At 69.1% G+C, this 17663-nt stretch carries 17 protein-coding genes and 1 pseudogene; 11 read left to right on the forward strand and 7 right to left on the reverse strand.

The genetic code is table 11. The features are described 5' to 3' along the window. A partial coding sequence (locus VXC91_RS32625) for a recombinase family protein (protein ID WP_329510959.1) occupies positions 1-523 on the reverse strand: 523 nt, incomplete at its 3' end. A 236-nt stretch (positions 524-759) separates the two neighbouring features. Here VXC91_RS32625 and VXC91_RS32630 point away from each other — a divergent pair. The 4 genes from VXC91_RS32630 to VXC91_RS32645 all read left to right on the forward strand — a co-directional run bounded on the left by VXC91_RS32630 (position 760) and on the right by VXC91_RS32645 (position 4591). Then, complete coding sequence (locus VXC91_RS32630) at positions 760-1092, forward strand: antibiotic biosynthesis monooxygenase family protein (RefSeq protein WP_329510960.1); 333 nt, start codon at positions 760-762, stop codon at positions 1090-1092. An 830-nt stretch (positions 1093-1922) separates the two neighbouring features. Beyond that, on the forward strand, positions 1923-2858 hold the full coding sequence (locus VXC91_RS32635) for a sensor histidine kinase (protein WP_329510961.1): 936 nt from the start codon (positions 1923-1925) through the stop codon (positions 2856-2858). Positions 2859-3137: 279 nt separating this feature from the next. Beyond that, complete coding sequence (locus VXC91_RS32640) at positions 3138-4058, forward strand: NmrA family NAD(P)-binding protein (protein WP_329510962.1); 921 nt, start codon at positions 3138-3140, stop codon at positions 4056-4058. A 308-nt stretch (positions 4059-4366) separates the two neighbouring features. Next, positions 4367-4591 (forward strand): GNAT family N-acetyltransferase, encoded by a 225-nt coding sequence (locus tag VXC91_RS32645; protein ID WP_329510963.1) that lies wholly within the window; start codon positions 4367-4369, stop codon positions 4589-4591. A 14-nt stretch (positions 4592-4605) separates the two neighbouring features. On the opposite strand, the gene VXC91_RS32650 is transcribed toward VXC91_RS32645, so the two are convergent. From VXC91_RS32650 to VXC91_RS32660, 3 genes are all read right to left on the reverse strand, one after another. Continuing rightward, positions 4606-5664 carry an LLM class flavin-dependent oxidoreductase gene (locus VXC91_RS32650; protein WP_329510964.1) on the reverse strand — a complete coding sequence of 353 codons (1059 nt, stop codon included), beginning with the start codon at positions 5662-5664 and terminating at the stop codon, positions 4606-4608. Next, entirely contained in the window at positions 5664-6170 is a 507-nt protein-coding gene (locus VXC91_RS32655) for an SRPBCC family protein (protein WP_329510965.1), read from the reverse strand. Before VXC91_RS32655 ends, VXC91_RS32650 begins: the two co-directional genes overlap by 1 nt. 90 nt (positions 6171-6260) lie before the next feature. After that, positions 6261-6761, reverse strand: coding sequence for a winged helix-turn-helix transcriptional regulator (locus VXC91_RS32660; protein ID WP_329510966.1), 501 nt, complete (start codon positions 6759-6761; stop codon positions 6261-6263). 345 nt (positions 6762-7106) lie between these two features. Between VXC91_RS32660 and VXC91_RS32665 the strand changes: the two genes are divergently transcribed. Both VXC91_RS32665 and VXC91_RS32670 read left to right on the forward strand, forming a co-directional pair. Beyond that, on the forward strand, positions 7107-7916 hold the full coding sequence (locus VXC91_RS32665; protein ID WP_329510967.1) for an SGNH/GDSL hydrolase family protein: 810 nt from the start codon (positions 7107-7109) through the stop codon (positions 7914-7916). Between the two features lie 179 nt (positions 7917-8095). After that, positions 8096-8929, forward strand: coding sequence for a ribonuclease BN (locus VXC91_RS32670; protein ID WP_329510968.1), 834 nt, complete (start codon positions 8096-8098; stop codon positions 8927-8929). A 301-nt stretch (positions 8930-9230) separates the two neighbouring features. On the opposite strand, the gene VXC91_RS32675 is transcribed toward VXC91_RS32670, so the two are convergent. The 3 genes and pseudogenes from VXC91_RS32675 to VXC91_RS32685 form a co-directional block, all read right to left on the reverse strand. Then, entirely contained in the window at positions 9231-10394 is a 1164-nt protein-coding gene (locus tag VXC91_RS32675; protein WP_329510974.1) for a low temperature requirement protein A, read from the reverse strand. Between the two features lie 271 nt (positions 10395-10665). After that, a pseudogene (locus VXC91_RS32680) lies at positions 10666-11045 on the reverse strand (hypothetical protein). A gap of 186 nt (positions 11046-11231) precedes the next feature. Further along, positions 11232-12089 (reverse strand): aldo/keto reductase, encoded by an 858-nt coding sequence (locus VXC91_RS32685; protein WP_329510969.1) that lies wholly within the window; start codon positions 12087-12089, stop codon positions 11232-11234. Between the two features lie 502 nt (positions 12090-12591). Between VXC91_RS32685 and tgmA the strand changes: the two genes are divergently transcribed. The 5 genes from tgmA to VXC91_RS32710 all read left to right on the forward strand — a co-directional run bounded on the left by tgmA (position 12592) and on the right by VXC91_RS32710 (position 17581). Beyond that, a complete protein-coding gene (gene tgmA, locus VXC91_RS32690; RefSeq protein WP_329510970.1) occupies positions 12592-12783 on the forward strand; it encodes a putative ATP-grasp-modified RiPP in 192 nt (63 codons plus the stop codon). A gap of 16 nt (positions 12784-12799) precedes the next feature. Further along, on the forward strand, positions 12800-13774 hold the full coding sequence (gene tgmB / locus VXC91_RS32695) for an ATP-grasp ribosomal peptide maturase (RefSeq protein WP_329510971.1): 975 nt from the start codon (positions 12800-12802) through the stop codon (positions 13772-13774). Between the two features lie 113 nt (positions 13775-13887). Beyond that, positions 13888-14499: an IS607 family transposase gene (locus VXC91_RS32700; protein ID WP_329510975.1), complete on the forward strand. Its 612-nt coding sequence runs from the start codon at positions 13888-13890 to the stop codon at positions 14497-14499. Further along, positions 14496-16457 carry a zinc ribbon domain-containing protein gene (locus VXC91_RS32705; RefSeq protein ID WP_329510972.1) on the forward strand — a complete coding sequence of 654 codons (1962 nt, stop codon included), beginning with the start codon at positions 14496-14498 and terminating at the stop codon, positions 16455-16457. Before VXC91_RS32700 ends, VXC91_RS32705 begins: the two co-directional genes overlap by 4 nt. A gap of 188 nt (positions 16458-16645) precedes the next feature. Further along, the gene (locus VXC91_RS32710; RefSeq protein ID WP_329510973.1) at positions 16646-17581 is read left to right on the forward strand and encodes a DUF4232 domain-containing protein; all 936 of its coding nucleotides are present in this window, start codon (positions 16646-16648) and stop codon (positions 17579-17581) included. The last annotated feature ends 82 nt before the right edge of the window (positions 17582-17663 follow it).

Genomic DNA, 17663 nt, shown 5'->3' on the forward strand with positions numbered 1-17663 from the left:
CCGGCTCGCTTATGCTCCTGCCCCGCCGGGCGGCCACGCACGCTGTCATGTCCGCCGCTTTGGTCGGCACGCCGTCTGTGTTCAGCCTGCGGGCAATGGCAGATGCGGCTACGCCGGACAACGCCCACTCGACCATCTGGTGCACGTGCGGTGCCTCTGCCGGGTCCGGGACCAGCTTGACCACCACCAGGTCCCCGCGCGGCTCACGGGTCGACTGGAAGCGGTATGGGGCCATGCCGGACACGTGGGAGCCAGCAGCGCGCAGGGTTTCTTTAGTCGCGGTGATGTACGCCGACTTCAGGTCTGACTCTTGCTGAGCCAGTGCAGCCATGAGGCCGAAGATCGCAACGCCCATGGGAGTAGACGTGTCCAAGTAAGGCTCTTCGACGCTGACGAGCAGTACGCCGCATTTGGCCAGTTCCTCGTTGATCAGCATTGCTTCGAGGGCGCCCTGACGCGTGAGTCGGGACAGCGAGAAGACCACCACCGCGTCTACGTGACCGGCGCGAACGGCAGCCATCATTTCTTCGAATTCGGGGCGGACGACGTTGGGATCCCAGCCAGATTTGCCCCGTCAGCGAAGTGACCGGAGTTGTCCCAACCCTTGGCCGTGATCAGCGCCTCGCACTTGGTTCGCTGCGCCTCTGGGGACGACGCGGAGTCGTCTTCACGCCGCTTGGACTGCCGGATATAGGACACTGCACGCACATGGTCCAGGTTAGGGGTCCAATCGCAGCCCCGTTTGGTGAGAGGTGTCATGTGCCTAGTATTGTAAAGATCAACGTATTGACCGTCCCTGCCGAGCAGCGGGAGACGCTGGAGAAGCGCTTCGCCTCACGCGCCCACGCCGTCGAGAGCTCCGACGGGTTCGAGTGGTTCGAACTCCTCCGCCCGGTCGAGGGCACCGACGACTACCTCGTCTACACGCGATGGCGTGACGAGGACTCCTTCCGGGCGTGGTTGGAAGGCCCCATGAAGGCAGCCCACCAGGACGCCGGTACGGAGGGAGACGAGCGGCCGAAGCCTGCGGCCGGCGGGTCGACGTTGTGGTCCTTCGAGGTCGTCCAGCAGGCTGCGCCGAAGAGCGCGTAGGCAGGTCGCCGTCCACGACGGTGCGGGAGAGGGCGGCCCGGCAATGAACGGCTGCAAGGCCCGCTGCGGTGCCCTCTCGACCGGCATGGCCTGACCTCCACGGTGCACGCGTTCCCCCTCAAGGGCGTGCGGCCGCTGCGTGCCGCACACCGCGCGCTGATAGGCCACTTGGGCGGGATCGACGCCTTGGTGCTGGTCGACGGCGGCACGGGCAACCGCCTGATCCGGGTGGAGTCGACAGCATTCCCGCACCACGGCAGACAGCGCCGGAAGAAGCCGCGGGAATCACCCGGTCGGGCCAATCTCGCACGGACGGCGCAACGCGGGCCAAAACGCGAGTCGGCGACGGTCGGGCCGTCCGGCCGTTCCACGACGCCGGGCGCACCTTGAGAAAGGGGGCGACGTGCGTCCTCCCAGGACCACGCCGCGCCGTTCGCGCCCTCACGGCGTGACGTCCGCCCACGGCAAGCCGCTTCACTCCGCTCCGTTCCGCGCGTCGAGTACCCGCGTGATGCCGCTTATGGGCAAAGGCGGCGCTTCCACGCGGCTAGGGTGCTCGCAGGCGACGTACACAGAATGACGATGAGCGGGCAGACGACAGTTGGGGGGACCACTCCGACCAGCAGGACCTGGGTTCCGGCAGGACAGGCCGGGCTGTCGCTGCGAGGGTGGGGAGGCTGAGGGGTGGACTGTGGGCGTCTCACTCGATGCAGGGCACCGCATCGCACCGTCGTGCGGCGAGGTCCGGTTGGAGGTGTAGCCGCCGCAGCAGGTAGCGCGCGCGTACTCGCAGTCTTCTGGCCCGAGCCGGACGGGATCGAGGTGGCACCGTGACCAATGCAGTGACCACGGGTGAGACGTTCGTGCATCCGGCACTGTTCTATCGCGGCGAGCAGCAGTACCTGGCGGGCACGGTGCCCTTCGTTCTGGCCGGTCTGGCCGCGGGGGAACCGGTGGCCGTCGCCACCCCGCCGGACCGCCTCGAACTGATCAGGAACCACTTGGGTGATCGCGCCGACGACGTGCATTTCGTGGACATGACCCAGGCGGGCCGCAATCCCGGGTGGATCATTCCGGGGGTGCTGCGCAACTTCGCCGATGCCCACGGCGACGGACGCGTGCGCATCATCGGTGAACCCATCTGGGCCGGCCGCAGCCACCTGGAATACCCGGCATGTGTGCAGCACGAGGCACTGATCAACGCGGCGTTCAACGAGCGTGAGGTGACGATTCTGTGCCCGTACGACGCCGACGGGCTCGACCGGTGCGTGCTCGACGACGCGCGCGCCACCCATCCCCTGGTGATCGAGGACAACAGTGAGACGGCCTCGGCCGCCTACAGCCCCGAGCAGGTCGTCGCCCACTACAACCAGGCCCTGCCCGTGCCGCCGGACGCCGTGGTGTATGTCTTCGACGGCGGCGGTCAGCTTTCCGGTGCCCGCGAGTTCGCCGTCCGGTACGGCAGAAGAATGGGCCTCGACGGTCGGCGGCTGAACGATCTGGCGCTCGCGGTGACGGAGTTGACCACCAACAGCGTCATCCACGGGGCCGGCTCCGGAACACTGCGGATCTGGACGGAGGGGGCACGCATCGTCTGCGAGGTGCACGACGCGGGGCGCCTGATCGATCCGCTGGCCGGCCGGCGCCCCCAGGCACCCAGTGCGCCCGGCGGTCGAGGGCTGCTGCTCGTCAACCACATCGCCGACCTCGTCCGTGTTCACACCGGCGACCCGGGAACCACCATCCGGTTCTACCTGAGTCCTTGACCACCGGAACTGTCTGCATGAGGTGACGGCCCCTCAACCGGAGGCGGTGACCGTGCGGAGCCCGCCGGCGTTCGTCCCGCCCGACCGGTGACCCGCTTCGGCTCGAGGGCGCCCCCACCGCAGGCGACTCCGCCGCGGGCCGTATGCGAGCGGGCCCGACACCTGCGGTCGGGGCCGGATGAAGACATGCCGAGCCACCGCGTCCGGCATAGCCTGGCCGGGTCCGCCACCGAGGCCTGGCCGGGTCACTCGAAGCGAGCGGGATCCACGGGAGCGATCATGGTAGACAACCCCCTGATTCTCGTGACCGGGGCGGCCGGAAGCGTGGGGGCGGTGGGACGCCGTGTTGTCGAGACCCTACGACAGCGTGACCTGCCGGTGCGCGCCCTCGTCCACCGTGAGGACGAGCGCGCGGAGGCCCTCCGCTCCACGGGCGCGGAGGTGGTGGTGGGGGACCTCGCCCGCGCCGAGGACGTCGTCCGGGCCTTGGTCGACTGCGACCGCATGTACTTCGGCATGGGGGTGTCGTCGCAGTACCTCGAGGCGGCGCTCGTCACCGCCGCCGCGGCACGTGCCCAGGGACGGCTGCAGGTGTTCGTCAACATGTCGCAGATGACCGTCTCGCAAATGGACCTCACCAGCACGGCCGCGTCGACGCAGCAGCGTGAGCACTGGCTCATCGAGCAGGTCCTCGACTGGTCGGGGCTTCCGGTCGCTCACATCCGGCCGACGGTGTTCCTGGAGAATCCGATGTTCTCCAGGTTCTGCTTCGCCTCGATCGCGCAGGACGACACGATCCGGCTTCCCTTCGGGACAGGGCGCACCTCACCCGTGGCGGCAGGCGATGTCGCCGATGTCGTCGCCGCCGTCCTCGCGAACCCGGCTCAGCACATCGGGCACGTCCATGAGCTGACCGGACCGGTCTCACAAGACATGTCCGCCATGGCGCAGGAGTTCACCTCGGCGCTCGGGCGACCGATCACCTATGTCGGCACGCCCTACGATCAGTTCATCGACGAGCTTCGGCGACGGGGTCTTCCGGATCACGTCGTCGACCATCTGTCGACCATGGCCCGGCTGCATGCGCAGAACCGCTACGACCGACTGACCCACGACGTCGAGAAGATCACCGGGCGACCCGCGACGGGAGTACGGGCCTACGTCGAGAACAACCCGGAACTGTTCCGGACGGCGACGTGACGGTGGGGTCCGGAGCCTGTGATCTTGGGCCCGTGCAGGTGTGTCACACTCGGCGGCACGGCGCGTGACAACGCGGGTGCGACGCTCAGTGTCGGCCACCGTGGTCCCGAACTCAACGAGCGGTTGGCCCGTGGACTGGACGAGGTCAACTACCCCGCCACTGGGACCACCGAGGCCGAGCAGACCGAGCTGTCGGTGAAGGCCGTCGACGGCACCGAAGAACTCGTCGGCAGCGTGTCCGCGTGGACATGGGGCGGCCTTCTCGGCATCGAGAAGCTTTGGGTCCGCGCGGAGAGCCGCCGCAACGGATGGGGGGCAAGCTCCTTCTGCCTGCGGAGGAGGAGGCACGACGACGCGGCTGCGACCGCGCCTGCGTGTCGTCGTTCACCTTCCAGGCCCCCGTGTTCTACCAGCGCCACGGATACGTGGAGACCGGCAGAACCCTCGGGATCCCCGGTGGTGCGCAGGACGTCCGCATGTGCAAAAAACTGGATCGGAGCCCGGTGCGGGAGTCGGCCTCCTCCCCACGGTGACGGGCCGTCGGGCCTCACGCGGCGCCGTCGACCTCACGCACCAGCTCGATCGCCCTGGCCAGGGTGACCAGGCGTTCCTCCAGCGTCCGCCCTGCCGGGTACAGACGAACGGTGTCCACGCCGGCGTCGCGCCACACCCGGAGCCGTTGCCGCACCATCGACTCGGTGCCGATCAGCGTCGTACCCAGGACCATGTCGTCGGTCACCAGACCGGCGGCGCCGTCCCGGTCACCGGCCTGCCACCGCTCACGTACCTCCGCGGCCACCCCTGCCCAACCCTGGCGGCTGTAGGCGTTGTTGTAGAAGTTGGTGGATGCGGTGCCCATGCCACCGAGGCTGAAGGCGAGTTCCTTCCTGCGCTCCGCGGTCATCGCGGCGAGTGCTTCCTCGTCTGGGGCGAAGGCGACCTCGGCGCCCTGGCAGATGTCCAGCTCGGAGCGTGTACGACCGGTGCGGGCCAGGCCGTTGTCGAGGTGGGCGAAGTAGGCGTCGGCCGCGCCCTCCGGGACGAAGCTCGTCCCCAGCCAGCCATCGGCGACCTCCCCGGTCAGTTCCAGCATGGCCGGTGACAATGCGGCCAGGTAGATGGGGATCTCGTGCTCCGCCCGCATCGACAGTCGCATCGGCACTCCCTGTCCGCCCGGCAGCGGAATGCCGAACTCTGCACCGGAGTAGGAGAGTTTCCCACCGGCGAGCACCTGTCGGACGATGTCCACGGTCTCACGCATGCGCCTCAGTGGCCGGGCGAACGGCACGCCGTGCAAGCCCTCGATCACCTGCGGGCCGGAGGCACCCAGGCCGAGCAGGAACCGTCCGCCGGACAGATTGGACAGCGTGATGGCGGTCTGCGCGACGGCCGTGGGGGTGCGCGTGCCCACCTGCATGACGCCCGAGCCCAGCATCATCCGGTCGGTGAGCGCCGCGTAGTAGCCCAGTGCGGAGGGCCCGTCGGACCCCCAGGCCTCGGCCACCCAGCACACGTCCAGGCCGACTTTCTCTGCTTCGACGACGAAGTCCGCCTGCTCCGACCAGTGTTCGCCCCCGGAGGCCTCGACGGTGGTGGCGGTGCGCATCAGTGCTCCGCTCGCTTCTTGATGGCTCCCAGGGTGGCGGTGACGTTGCGCTCGAACTCGCGCAGCCGCACGAACACGATCTTCTGCTCCTTGTCCGGCATCCGGTCGATCGCCAGGGAGAGACCGGAGCGACCCGGTCCCAACTGCATCCATTCCGACAGCTCGGTTCCGCCGTCCTTGGGCCGGAGCCGGAAGCGCCAGATCGCCGAGGGGTCTTCCGGGTCCTCCACCGCCCAGGCGAGGGCCCGCAGAGGTTCGCACTCGATGATGTGTGAGGTGGTCTGCCACTCCCCCAGGGCCTCGTGTTTGCTGCGGCCGAGGAATCTGGCGCCCACCGCGGGCCCGGCGGCGCCGTCGAGCCACTCGACCGACTGGAGCTCCTCACTCATGCCCGGCATCAGTGCGATGTCGCTGACCAGCGACCAGACCCGCTCCAGCGGGGCGTCGATCCAAGTCCGCACCTCGAGCGTGGGTTTGTCCGCATAACGTGCGCCCGTCCACTCCAAGTCGGCCGGCCTCCTCATCATCAAGCGGCTGAACACCAGAGTTGCGTCACGAGACTCATAGTGTCAAGAGAAACGCACCTGCCGATCGGCTCAAGCGGCGCCGAACCTGCGCAGCACATCCGGTCGGCGCCTGAGCCGTTCCGGGTAGCCGGGCCCCATCCGCATCGAGGTGTCCTCCGCCTCGAGCGGCTTGCGACAGACGGCACACACGACCTCAGCTGCGGTGTCATGACCGCACGTGTCGTGATGGAACACCACCGGAACGCCTTCCTCCCCCGCCAGCCACCGGTCCCCCCAGCGCGACATCGCGGCCAGGACGGCGAAGAGTTCGCGGCCCTTCTCCGTCAGCACGTAGTCGTACCGCCGCGGCTCGCTCTGATAGAGGCGCTTGTCCAGCACACCCTCGTCCACCAGGCGGCGCAGCCGGTCGGTCAGCGTGTTGCGGGCGATACCCAGTCCCTGCCGGAAGTCGTCGAAGCGGGCGACCCCGTAGAAGGCCTCCCGCAACACCAGCGGCGTCCAGCAGTCACCCAACAGGTCCATGGTCCGCGCGATGGAGCACGGCCAGTTCTCGAACGACGTCCTGTTCATGTTCCGTACGATATCGAGTCTCGCCATGAAACCCTGCTGGCGATGCCGCGGCACGCTCGGCCGGAGCCTTCCGCAGATCCCGCTCGGCCCTCCCTCGGGTGCGGCGTCACGGGGGCTGGAGCGACCCGTCCGGAAGTGGCTTGGACGCCGCCATGGGAGTGACCACCGTGCGGGTGACGTCCGATCGAAGGACGCGACATCGTCGCGGCGTCGTGTCCGGCACAAAGCCCCTGCGGTGCACGGCGCTTCAGGATCGGCACGTCCACGCGGCTTCCTCAACACGGCCGGACGTGAGGTCACCGCCCTCGCTTCCGGCGTGCACGGAGGGTGCTAAGGCAGGAGATTATGAGACTGTCCCGATTCGCGGTACGCGTGTCCTCCCTGCTCCTCGCCGCCGCCTGCACCCTCACCGGTGCCACGACGGCGCAGGCGGTTCCGCAGACAGTGGCCAGGGGCTATGTGGCCCTCGGCGACTCCTACTCCGCCGGGGTCGGAGCCGGCAGCTACATCGGTTCCAGCGGCGACTGCCTGCGCAGCAATCACGCCTTTCCGGCCCTGTGGGCCTCGACCCACGCGGTGTCGTCCTTCGCCTTCACCGCGTGCAACGGTGCTCGCACGAGTGATGTCATGACCCGTCAGCTCGGCTCGCTCACCCGCCGTACCGGCCTGGTCAGCCTCACCGTGGGCGGCAGTGACTCGGGGTTCTCCGACGTCATGACGACCTGTGTGCTGCGTGGAACCACGGCATGCGTGTCGGCCACCGCCGACGCGCGCACGTACATGGACACCACCCTCCCGGGCGACCTGGACCGTCTCTACGCCGCCATCACCAGGAGGGCTCCGGCCGCCCGCGTCGTCGTTCTCGGGTATCCGCGCCTGTACAGGCTCAGCGGCACCTGTGTGGCCGGTCTCTCCGACACCGCACGGGCCGCCATCAACAACTCCGTCGACCATCTCAACACCGTGATGGCCAAGCGGGCCGCCGACCACGGATTCACCTTCGCCGACGTCACGGGCGCCTTCTCGGGCCATGAGATCTGCTCCGCCAATCCCTGGCTGCGCAGCGTGAACCTGCTCGCCGTCGTGGAGTCGTACCACCCCACCTCGCTGGGGCAGTCCCACGGCTACCTTCCCGTCTTCGCCAAGTCGGCCTGAACACCGCCGGCGCGCCGCCGGCGTGTGACCGAAGGCGGCGGGCCGACGGAACCCCTGAGCACAGTGGCGGTGACCTCCCCTCCCCCGGCCTTGACCCCAGGTGCCGACCGGCACGGCGGGCGGGGTGATCCCGGGGCGGGGAGGTTTCGTCCCACGGAGGTTCGGGAACCGGGGGACCCATGACGGGTTCCTCAGGCCCGCCCCGGGACGAGCGATCCCAGCACCACGGACTGCGTTCGCGCTGGCACAACTCGGCCGCCGGACGGCTGTGGCAGCACGGCAGCGACATGGAACTGCTGCACCGCTCCATGGGTCTGGCCGCACTGGCTCTGGTCACGCTCGCCCCCTTGCTCATCGTCATCGCCGCCGCGTCCCCCTTCCAGCACCGCGGTTTCGCATTCTGGGTCATCGACGGCATGAGCCTTTCGGGGCATCCCGCGGACGCCGTGAGCCACCTGTTCGCCACGCCCCGCAGGGTGCTGAGCGCCACCAGCGTCTTCAGCGTCCTCGCCCTCGCCCTGTTCGGGCTCACCTTCGCCTCGAGCGTACAGACGGGCTACGAGAGGGTCTGGGGTCTGCCCGCGGGTCGCTGGCACTCCGTCTGGCGCCGCGCCGTGTGGCTCGCGGCCCTGACGGCGTATCTGTTCGCGGAGGTGCAGAGCGGCGCCGTACTGGACAGCTCAGTGCCCCAGTCCTCCATCCGCATCACGCTCACCGTCCTGTTCGGCGTGCTGTTCTTCTGGTGGGGTCAGCACTTCCTCCTCGGGTGCCGGGTGGCGTGGCGGGCACTGCTGCCCGGGTCGGTGGCCACCATGCTGGGCCTGGTCGGCCTGCGCTGGTTCTCCTACCAGGTGTTCTCCCCGCTCATCGTGAACAACGCGGTCACGTACGGCGCCATGGGCACCGTCCTCGTTGTCCAGTCCTGGCTCATCGGAGTGGGATTCGTCGTCTTCGGAGGTGCTCTGCTGGGTCGTCACATCCACGAGGCACACGCACGGCAGCGGCCCCGATGAGCGGCGAGGATCGTCCGTCACGGGAACGCGCCGCAGCAAAGGGGCAGTTGCCCGACGCATTCGTCCGCCGTCACGAGCCGCCCAGGAGTCGGTGCTGTGATCGAGCCCCGGCGCCCGCTCCCCTCACCGCTGCCGCGCCGGGGCGACAACGCGCGAACCCCGCCCCCCTTCGCGGGGGCGGGGTTCGCAGTCGAGCGCCGGGCAGGCCTTGCACCTGCATCTCCCCGCAGGAAGCGGGACGTCTTTCCTTGGACCACCAACGCACGGCCGGGCGCCGCGAGTTCCGGCGACCTGCTGTGGGCTAATCGTAGCGCACGCCCGTCACTGCGTCGGGCCCGCTGCCGCGGTACCTCACAGACAGGGACGCGACCACGCTCAGTGCGGCCACGGCTCCCGCGCACAGCACCGCCCACGAGCCCGCGAATGTACAGGCCAGGATCGCCGCCGCGGTCAACGGCAGGACGGCCTGCTGACCGAGTGACGGCTTGTAGTGGCGTGCGTGCAGCAGCCAAGTGAAGAAGACGAATCCGGCCGCGGGGACGGTGACCGAGGCGGCGGCTGTCGCCGTGCCGATGTGCGCTTCGCCGCCCACGTGCTCGATCGCCACCTGAAGTCCCGCACCGATCGCGGCCGCCGTCGAGAACACGAGGTAGTGACCGTATCCCCAGCGGAAGGCGCTCGTGCCTCCACTGAGATGTTCGTGGATGGGCACGACGAAGTAGATCCAGTATGCGGCGAAGACGATCAGCAGGCCGCCTGCCGCGATCGGCAGCAGTTCCGTCGAGCTGCCCCTGTCCAGGGCCCTTTGCACGGCCATGGTCGCGGCGGCGACCGTCTCGCCGAGGACGATCAGGGTGAACAGCCCGTAGCGTTCGGCGATGTGGTGGGGATGCCAGGAAGTGGGGTTGGGGCGCTCGGCCACCACGGGTACGGCGAGCTCCGCGGCCGCGAGCAGGACGAACACCCACGGCCGCATGTCGTGGTGCGGCAGAAACGCGAACGCCGCCCAGCCGATCTGCACCAGGACGACGCCGAAGGCGTACCGCAGCGCCGTGGCTCGGGCGGCGCCCCGTTCGCCGCGCGCCGCCCTGACCCACTGGGTGGTCAGGGCCAGCCTCATCATCACGTAGCCGGCCATGACGATGGAGTAGTCCGCACGGTCGACGGCGCGGGACACACCCGCCGCCAGGACGAGGACGCCCGCGATCTGCAGCAATGTGGTGAGCCGGTAGGGGACGTCGTCCGTGTCGTACGCCGAGGCGAACCAGGTGAAGTTCATCCAGGCCCACCAGATGGCGAAGAAGATCATGGCGTAGGCGGAGACGCCATGGCCGGCATGCCCGTCGAGCACGGCGTGCTCCAGCTTGCCGCCGGCCTGCGCGACGGCCACCACGAAACACAGGTCGAACAACAGCTCCAGCGGGGTGGCGACGCGGTGCGCCTCCTGAGGGTCGCGTCTGATCATGGCCCGTAGCAATGGTCCCGCCGGACCCTTGCCGCCCGCCGGTCCGTCGCCGCGTCCACTCACGTTCCCTGCTCCTCTCCCGGCATCCGCGCTGGGCGGAAGCCCTCGGCCCGAGGCCACCGCCGGTCGTGGCCGGCCGGACAGGGGCGGCGCACGGCCCATGCCCGTCGGTCCCCGTGGTCCTGGTGATGTGCCTCGAGTCGATCCCATCATCACCGACGACCGGGCTGCTCAGCGGGTCACGAATAAGCGACCTGCGCCCTGGCGTGTGTCAGTGCGCCGACACATCGGCCCCGAGCGCGATCAGGAGAACCACCTTCACCGCCTCCAGAGCCACGTACTGGAGGTGGCCCTTCGAGCGGGGCAGGTCCTCGCCGGCCAGGACCCGGTCGGACCGCCGGTTGAGACGGGGGCGGACGACGCCCAGTTGCACCAGGAGCAGGGCGACCAGAACGCCGGTGAGCACGGCAACGGAACGGTCTCGACGAGGTTCAGCGCCCGGAAGACGAGCCTGCCGATGCCCAGCCCGACGGGGATCGTCACCCCGGGCGCGCGGAACTTCAGCGGCGCTTCCAGGAAGGAGATCGCCAGGACCATCCCGAGCCATACGAAGACCACCGCACTCGCGATCGCGGCACCGATCGTGTTCATCGCGCCCTGCGCCCTTCTGCCCAACGGCCGTCGGCTGCGGCACCGGGTGTTCCCGGCCCCGGGCCCATCATGGGTCCGTCGTCGACGAGGCGGACGGCATCCGCCGGACTTCGGTATGGCCGATGTGCACGGGGTCCCGCAGCCCAGGAGCCCGGAACCGAAGGTGCCGGGCCCGGCGGTCCTGCGTCAGACGGCGTCCAGCTCCGCGACTTCCTGGGTCGTGAGCTCGAGGTCCGCGGCCGCGACCGAGTCACGGATGGTCTCCGGCCGGCTGGAGCCAGGGATCGGGACGACCACGGGCGACTTGGCGAGCATCCAGGCCAGGCACACCTGCTGCGGGCTGACCCCGTGCGCCTCCGCGATCCGCGCGAACGGCCCGTACGCCGAGCCCAGATCGCCCGCCCGGGAGATGCCGCCCAGCGGGCTCCACGGCAGGAAGGCGATGCCCAGTTCGTCGCAGAGCCGAAGCTCCGGCTCGCTGGAGCGGAAGGACGGCGAGAACTGATTCTGGACGGAGACCAGCCGTCCGCCGAGGATCTCCCCCGCTTGACGGATCTGGTCCGGGTCGGCGTTGGAGATGCCCGCCATACGGATCTTGCCCTCGTCGAGCAGATCCCGCAGCGCCCCGACGGACTCCGCGTAGGGGATCTTGGGGTCGGGTCGGTGGAACTGGTAGAGGCCGATGGCCTCCACGCCCAGACGGCGCAGGGAGGCCTCGCACGCCTCCTTGATGTGCCGGGGAGAGCCGTCGAGCGTCCAGCTTCCGTCGCCGGGGCGCAGGTGCCCGCCCTTAGTGGCGACGAGGACCTCCGCGCCCCGCTCGTGGGAGGCGAGAGCCTTGGCGATCAGAGTCTCGTTGTGACCGACTTCGTCGGCGTCCCTGTGGTAGGCGTCCGCGGTGTCGATGAGCGTGACGCCGGCGTCGAGCGCTGCGTGGATGGTGGCGAGGGAACGCTCCTCCTCCGGTCGTCCCTCGATCGACATGGGCATGCCGCCAAGGCCGATCGCACCGACCTCGACATCACCGATACGGCGGGTGTGCATGGGCTCGTGACCTCTTTCGACTGTCGCACGGAATCCGGCGCCCGGACCGGCCTCCCCCGGGGCAGGACCCCGCAGCGGTGCCGGCGCTTCTACCAGCCTGACCGTCCTGCGATCACAGGTCCAATAGAAGAATGCGAACGCATTCAGCAACGCGTCGCATGAATGGGCGGCAAACGGGAGCGGTCGGCAAGGAGCGCCGGGCAGCGGCTCCACCCCGCCGAATCGCGACTGCCGCCGCTCGTCCGGCTCCCTCGCCCTCGATCTGTGACCGGATCCTGGACTGGGTGGTGCGCGTCCCATGTACCGGGGCAGTAGAGCCCAGGCCGCATCCACGATGCGGGACACACAGACGAACCGGGCGACCCTTGGTCACGCAACGTGAGGCAACCATTCACTCGTTCGATTCGTATAACTCCGTGGAAGCACAGCGCCCCGGCGGACGGCGGTGACGCCGGAGCGTCACCGTCCGCTTGGACGGGGAAGCACCGAACAAGGAGAGACGATGCGACCGTTCGCACTCAACTACGCTCGCAGTGCAGAGGAGTTGGAGGTCAGCACTCCGTATAGCTACGACTCCAGACTGCAGTTGAACGTGCTTCCCGACGGACGGATCGCCGCCCACGAACACGCAGTGTTGCGAGAGTGGGGGGCCACGACCTCCACCGCCGGCTCGAAGACCCACTTCGACGACTGAACGCGGACCGTCGACTATGACCGTGCTGATCCTCACCTGTGAACAGGATGTGACGGCGGACATGGTGGTGGCCGAGCTGAACGAAGCCGGTGTCCCGGTCGTGCGGCTGGACCCGGCTGACCTCCCCGGCGGCGTCGCGCTCTCGGGCGAGTACGTCCACGGCTCCTTCCACGGGCATCTGTCCGCCGCCGGCCGGCTGGTGACCACCGACGGACTGCGGTCCATCTGGGTACGCAGGCCCGGAGAACCGGCCGCACGGGTCGCCGAACCGTCTGCCTGGCTGACCGAGGAGGCCTCGCAGGCCCTCTACGGCATGCTGCACGCCACCGGCGCACGGTGGATGAACCGCCCCGACGCCGCCCGGCGGGCCCGCCGGAAGCCCTGGCAACTGCATCTCGCCCAGCGCAGCGGGCTCCCCGTACCGGCCACCTTGATCACCACTTTTCCGCAGGCCGCCCGGGACTTCGCCGCACGCTTCCCCGATCTGGTGGTCAAGCCCGTCTCCGGCACGCACCCCGAGGATCCCCCCAGGGCGGTACCCACCAGCCGCATAGATCCGGACGCCGACTTCGCCGCCGTCGCCTTCGGTCCGACCCTGCTGCAGCGGCGGATCGCGAAGCGGGCCGACATCCGCCTCACCGCCGTCGGCGATCGTCTTCTGGCCGCCCACAAGCCGGCCACTCCCGACGCGGATCACGTCGACGTCCGCTTCGCACCTTCCACCGGCCCCTGGCAACCCGTCGACATCCCGGCACGTGTCGCCACGAGTGTGCACACCTATCTACGCGAAGCCGAACTGGCCTACGGGGCCTTCGACTTCGTGGAGGACACCGACGGGATCTGGTGGTTCCTGGAGTGCAACCAGTCGGGCCAGTTCGGATTCGTGGAGCTGGACACGGGCCAGCCGATCGCGCACACCGTGGCCGCATGGCTGGCAGGCCACGATCCGGAACCGGCATCTCTCCCCGCTCCGACGACAAGGCCGTCGTGACCCCACCCCTGTCCGACGCCGTACCGACCCGGTGCGGTGCGGTGCAGGCTCACCAACTTCATTATTTATCCCTGGTGTTATGCATGTATAGTTCGCGCATGGAGTTGCTGCGCATGTCGAATGCTGCGAAGCGTCTCGGGATACACCCGATGACGCTTCGCCAGTGGGCTCTCGACGGCAAGATCCCGTTCACCTGGGTCGGCCGTGAGCGGCGCTTCTCCTCCGTCGATGTCGAGAACATGAAGCGCGGCAGCGACTTTGCAACCTCCCGCCCGCGCCAGGAGGTTCTGTATGTGCGCGTCTCCGGATCGTCTGGGCAGGGGTCCTGGCTGGAGGCCCAGGAAGAGGAGCTACGGGCCACGTCCACGGGCGAGATCGTCAAGGTGGTGCGGGACCGTGGCTCTGGTCTGCGGGAGAACCGTCCCGGCTTGAACCGGCTGCTGGCGATGGTGTCGGACGGTACCGTGACCGTGGTCCGCGTCACGCATGAGGACCGGCTGGCCCGGTTCGGTGTCGGGTGGCTTAAGCGGCTGTTCGCCGTGTACGGAGTCACGGTGGAGGTACTGCACCCGAAGAAGCTCGGCGGCCGGGACGAACTCCTGGAGGATTTCGTATCCCTGGTCACCACGTTCGCCGGGCGTCTGTACGGGATGCGCAGCGCGGAGAACCGCAAGCGGTTGCTGGCAGAGTCAGGCCAGTGCGGCGACAAGAGCGAGGCCGTGTGAGCCGGAAGCTTCCGCTCGCCGAGAGCGAGACCTCCCGCACCGCCTGCGCCCCCGCACTGGTCCGCACGGGCGTGGAGGAGAAGACCGGCGAAGTCCTCACCGGTGCCGCTCTGGTGGAGCGCGTGGACTGGTGCGCCGACCTGGTGTCCGGCATGGCAGGTGCGCTGCTGGATGAGCACTGGAACACCACCGACGTGGACATCCTCGCCTCCGGGGTGGACGCTGGGGGTCGGAAGCTGCCGTCGAACGCCTGGATGGCGCTGCGCCGCCTCGGCTGGACCGTCGCACCGCCCGAAGGCGTACAGGGCAATGACCGAATCGTGCGCATGGCCCAGGAGCAGGCCGGTCGTGCTCTGCGGTCGGTGAAGTGGCGGGCCGACCTGACGGCTGGTGTGCTGGCCACCTGGCCTGCCGATCCGCGCAAGCGCACTGCGGATGAGTGGGATGCGGTGCGAGAGGCGATACCGGGCGGCGAGCACCTGCTGTCCACCGTGATCCGCTCCCGCACCCGCCAGGTTGTCTCCTTCGAACGCAACAAGAGCCGTCTCCCGGCCGATGTGTTCGAACTGGAGCCCGAACCTCGCGTAGCCAGGATGCTGCTGCTGTCCGCCTGTGACGGGCAACAGGCCACGATCGAGCGCTCCGACGACAGGCGCCGGGTGCTGCTGCGGTTGCAGCTCCCGACCCGGCCCGACCCGCAGGCGTACCGGGATTGGACGTGGGTGGCCTGCCCGATCACGCTGCCGCCCACGGTTGCGCTGAACGCCGTGATCCACCTGCCGACCCTGCGCATCGCGGGCGGCAAGCTGCGGGCCGACCTCGCCTACACCCATCCCATCCCCAAGACGAAGCGCACCGGGCATACGGTCGCGCTCGGCGTGGACTGGGGACTGGGCACGTTACTCTCGGCCGGCGCGGCCCAGCTTCAACAAGACGGCCAGATCACCACACTCGGGGCCGGCGCGCAGTTCCGTGCCGCCGGGGTGCTCGCCAAGCAGTACCGGCTCCGCCGACACTCCGAGCACCTGCACGCCAGGACCGACCACTACACCCGGCTCGCCGATCCTGCGCTGGAAGACAAGCAGGCCGTGCTGGCCAAGGAGATCCGGCGCGTCTCAAAGCGCCGCTCGAACCTCAACGATGCTCTTGCCTGGTCGGCCGCCAGGTGGACCGTGGACCAGGCCATCGCTGTCAGAGCCACCGTGATCTACCTGGAAGACCTGCGGTCCATGGAAGCGGGCGGCATGGGCCGCACCCACAACACCCGCATGTCTCAGACGGTGCGCGGCCAGATCGCCGACCGATTGCGGCACCTCGCCGCCGAAGTCGCAATCGCCGTGGTCACGGTGCCACCCCGCAACACCTCAAAGCACTGCCCTGGCTGCCTCACTCCGCTACGGCACCGCAAAGCCCCCGACCGACCCACAGTGAACGGCTGGAAGTGGGCCATCTGCCCCAACCTGGAGTGCGGCTGGCAGGGCGACCGCGACCAGGGCGCCTGGCGCCGGATCGCAGCACGCGGCCTGGCCCACCAGACCAAGACCGTCGTGGACAAGACCAGCGCCACCATGGTGATCCGCAAGGTCGTCGACAAGCTGGAAGCGAAAGCGGTCGTCACCGCCGAACCGAAGGCCAGCCGGAAGGAGCGGTCCAAGACCGGTCCCACCCGGCCACACACCAACCGCCCCGCGCCCAGGCGACGCGGGGCTCCCTCCCCCACCAGGCCCCGCGGCCCGGCGGGCAAGCGTCCGGAGGGACACGCACCAACGGGCCGGACCCGGCTGCCCCGCGCAGCCCACCGGCACCAGGGCGTGCACACGATCAGCACACCCACCACCGGCCACAGGCCGCGAGGGGCAGCACTGGGCGCGGGATTCCACCTGCACGCTCACGCTTCCCCACCCAGGTGGGCAGAACCCACACCGGACCCTACGGTCCGCATGGAATCGCTTAGCTGAGCAGAGACGCTGCGCCCATGGACGTGCGTGGCCCACACCCGCGTGGACCCGTCGGCCGCCACGACCGCTGGAGGGGCTCTTCACGGCCCGTCAGGCGTGAGCCTGCAGAGGGCCTGTGACACGCCTGTGACCGGAGGGGTGGCTTCCGTCACAGCCGGGCGCCGGCTGTTTCCTGATCGACTCGGCCCATGCGCAGCGCCCCCCTCGCCCTCGCCGGTCTGCTGCTCCTCACGGCGTGCGGAACTCGGACAGCCACGTCCGGCGGTGAGCCCGGGCCAGGACACCCCTCCTGCGGGACCGCGCCCTCCCCCGCGACGGCCGGGTCCACCGCCTTGAGCATGTCGGGAGGCGGTTCCCGTCCGGAGGCCGACGGAGTCAGGATCATCGGTTCCGGCACCGGCCCCAAGGACTGCACCGAGTTCGAGGTGACCAACCACCAGAAGAAGCCCTTCACCTACACGATCACCTTCACGTTGATGTCGGGTTCTCAAGGGGCACTGACGAACGCCACGCAGACGGTTCCGTCCGTCGCGCCCGGGCGGACCGTGAGGCGCAGCATCGACCTGCCCGGTGGGCCCTCGGAAGCGGGCACGGCAAGCGTGCGGATCACCAAAGTGAGAAGCGTTCCCGCCGACGAAACACCTTCCGCCGGGGGACCCTGCCCTCCCTCCGGAGCGCATGTCTACACCGATGACGGCGATGCGGCCATGGGACTCCGGGTGGTGGGTCTCCACCTGACCAACTGCGGTAAGCGAACGATACGGCTCAACGGTTACCCGCAGGTCCAACTGTTCGACGAGAGCCACCGATCCGTGAGGGGCGTGCAGATCCTGCACGGCGGCAGTGCCATCGCCACCGGCACGGGGGCCGACGGCTCACCCCGAATGGTGCTCCTGAGGCCCGGCGAGAGCGCTCACTCCGGCCTGGTCTGGCGCAACACCGTAGAGTTCGGCGATCCGGTCGACGCCCCCTATGCGAGGGTCCGGGTGAAGCCGGGCGCGGCCCCCGTGACGGTGACCCCGGAGCTCGATCTGGGCACGACGGGGAAACTGGGCCTCGGCCCCTGGAAGAAGGACACGACCAGGGGTGCCGTCACGGGCTCCGCGTCCAGCGCCTCGCCCTGATGTCCGCCGCAGCATGACGACGGCGGACATCAGGTTTACCGGGTTCCTCCGAGGATGTCCCGGCCTGCAGGCCGGGGAGGAA

The organism is Streptomyces chiangmaiensis (assembly GCF_036281785.1).
Classification (GTDB): domain Bacteria; phylum Actinomycetota; class Actinomycetes; order Streptomycetales; family Streptomycetaceae; genus Streptomyces; species Streptomyces chiangmaiensis.

What these genes read in the sequence shown, in the direction of transcription:
- VXC91_RS32700 (WP_329510975.1), top strand. Translation starts at nt 13,888, where the DNA reads ATGTCGAATGCTGCGAAGCGTCTCGGGATACACCCGATGACGCTTCGC.
- VXC91_RS32670 (WP_329510968.1), top strand. Translation starts at nt 8,096, where the DNA reads ATGACGGGTTCCTCAGGCCCGCCCCGGGACGAGCGATCCCAGCACCAC.
- tgmA (WP_329510970.1), top strand. Translation starts at nt 12,592, where the DNA reads ATGCGACCGTTCGCACTCAACTACGCTCGCAGTGCAGAGGAGTTGGAG.
- VXC91_RS32650 (WP_329510964.1), bottom strand. Translation starts at nt 5,664, where the DNA reads ATGCGCACCGCCACCACCGTCGAGGCCTCCGGGGGCGAACACTGGTCG.
- VXC91_RS32710 (WP_329510973.1), top strand. Translation starts at nt 16,646, where the DNA reads ATGCGCAGCGCCCCCCTCGCCCTCGCCGGTCTGCTGCTCCTCACGGCG.
- VXC91_RS32675 (WP_329510974.1), bottom strand. Translation starts at nt 10,394, where the DNA reads ATGATCAGACGCGACCCTCAGGAGGCGCACCGCGTCGCCACCCCGCTG.
- VXC91_RS32645 (WP_329510963.1), top strand. Translation starts at nt 4,367, where the DNA reads ATGGGGGGCAAGCTCCTTCTGCCTGCGGAGGAGGAGGCACGACGACGC.
- VXC91_RS32640 (WP_329510962.1), top strand. Translation starts at nt 3,138, where the DNA reads ATGGTAGACAACCCCCTGATTCTCGTGACCGGGGCGGCCGGAAGCGTG.
- VXC91_RS32685 (WP_329510969.1), bottom strand. Translation starts at nt 12,089, where the DNA reads ATGCACACCCGCCGTATCGGTGATGTCGAGGTCGGTGCGATCGGCCTT.
- VXC91_RS32660 (WP_329510966.1), bottom strand. Translation starts at nt 6,761, where the DNA reads ATGAACAGGACGTCGTTCGAGAACTGGCCGTGCTCCATCGCGCGGACC.
- tgmB (WP_329510971.1), top strand. Translation starts at nt 12,800, where the DNA reads ATGACCGTGCTGATCCTCACCTGTGAACAGGATGTGACGGCGGACATG.
- VXC91_RS32665 (WP_329510967.1), top strand. Translation starts at nt 7,107, where the DNA reads ATGAGACTGTCCCGATTCGCGGTACGCGTGTCCTCCCTGCTCCTCGCC.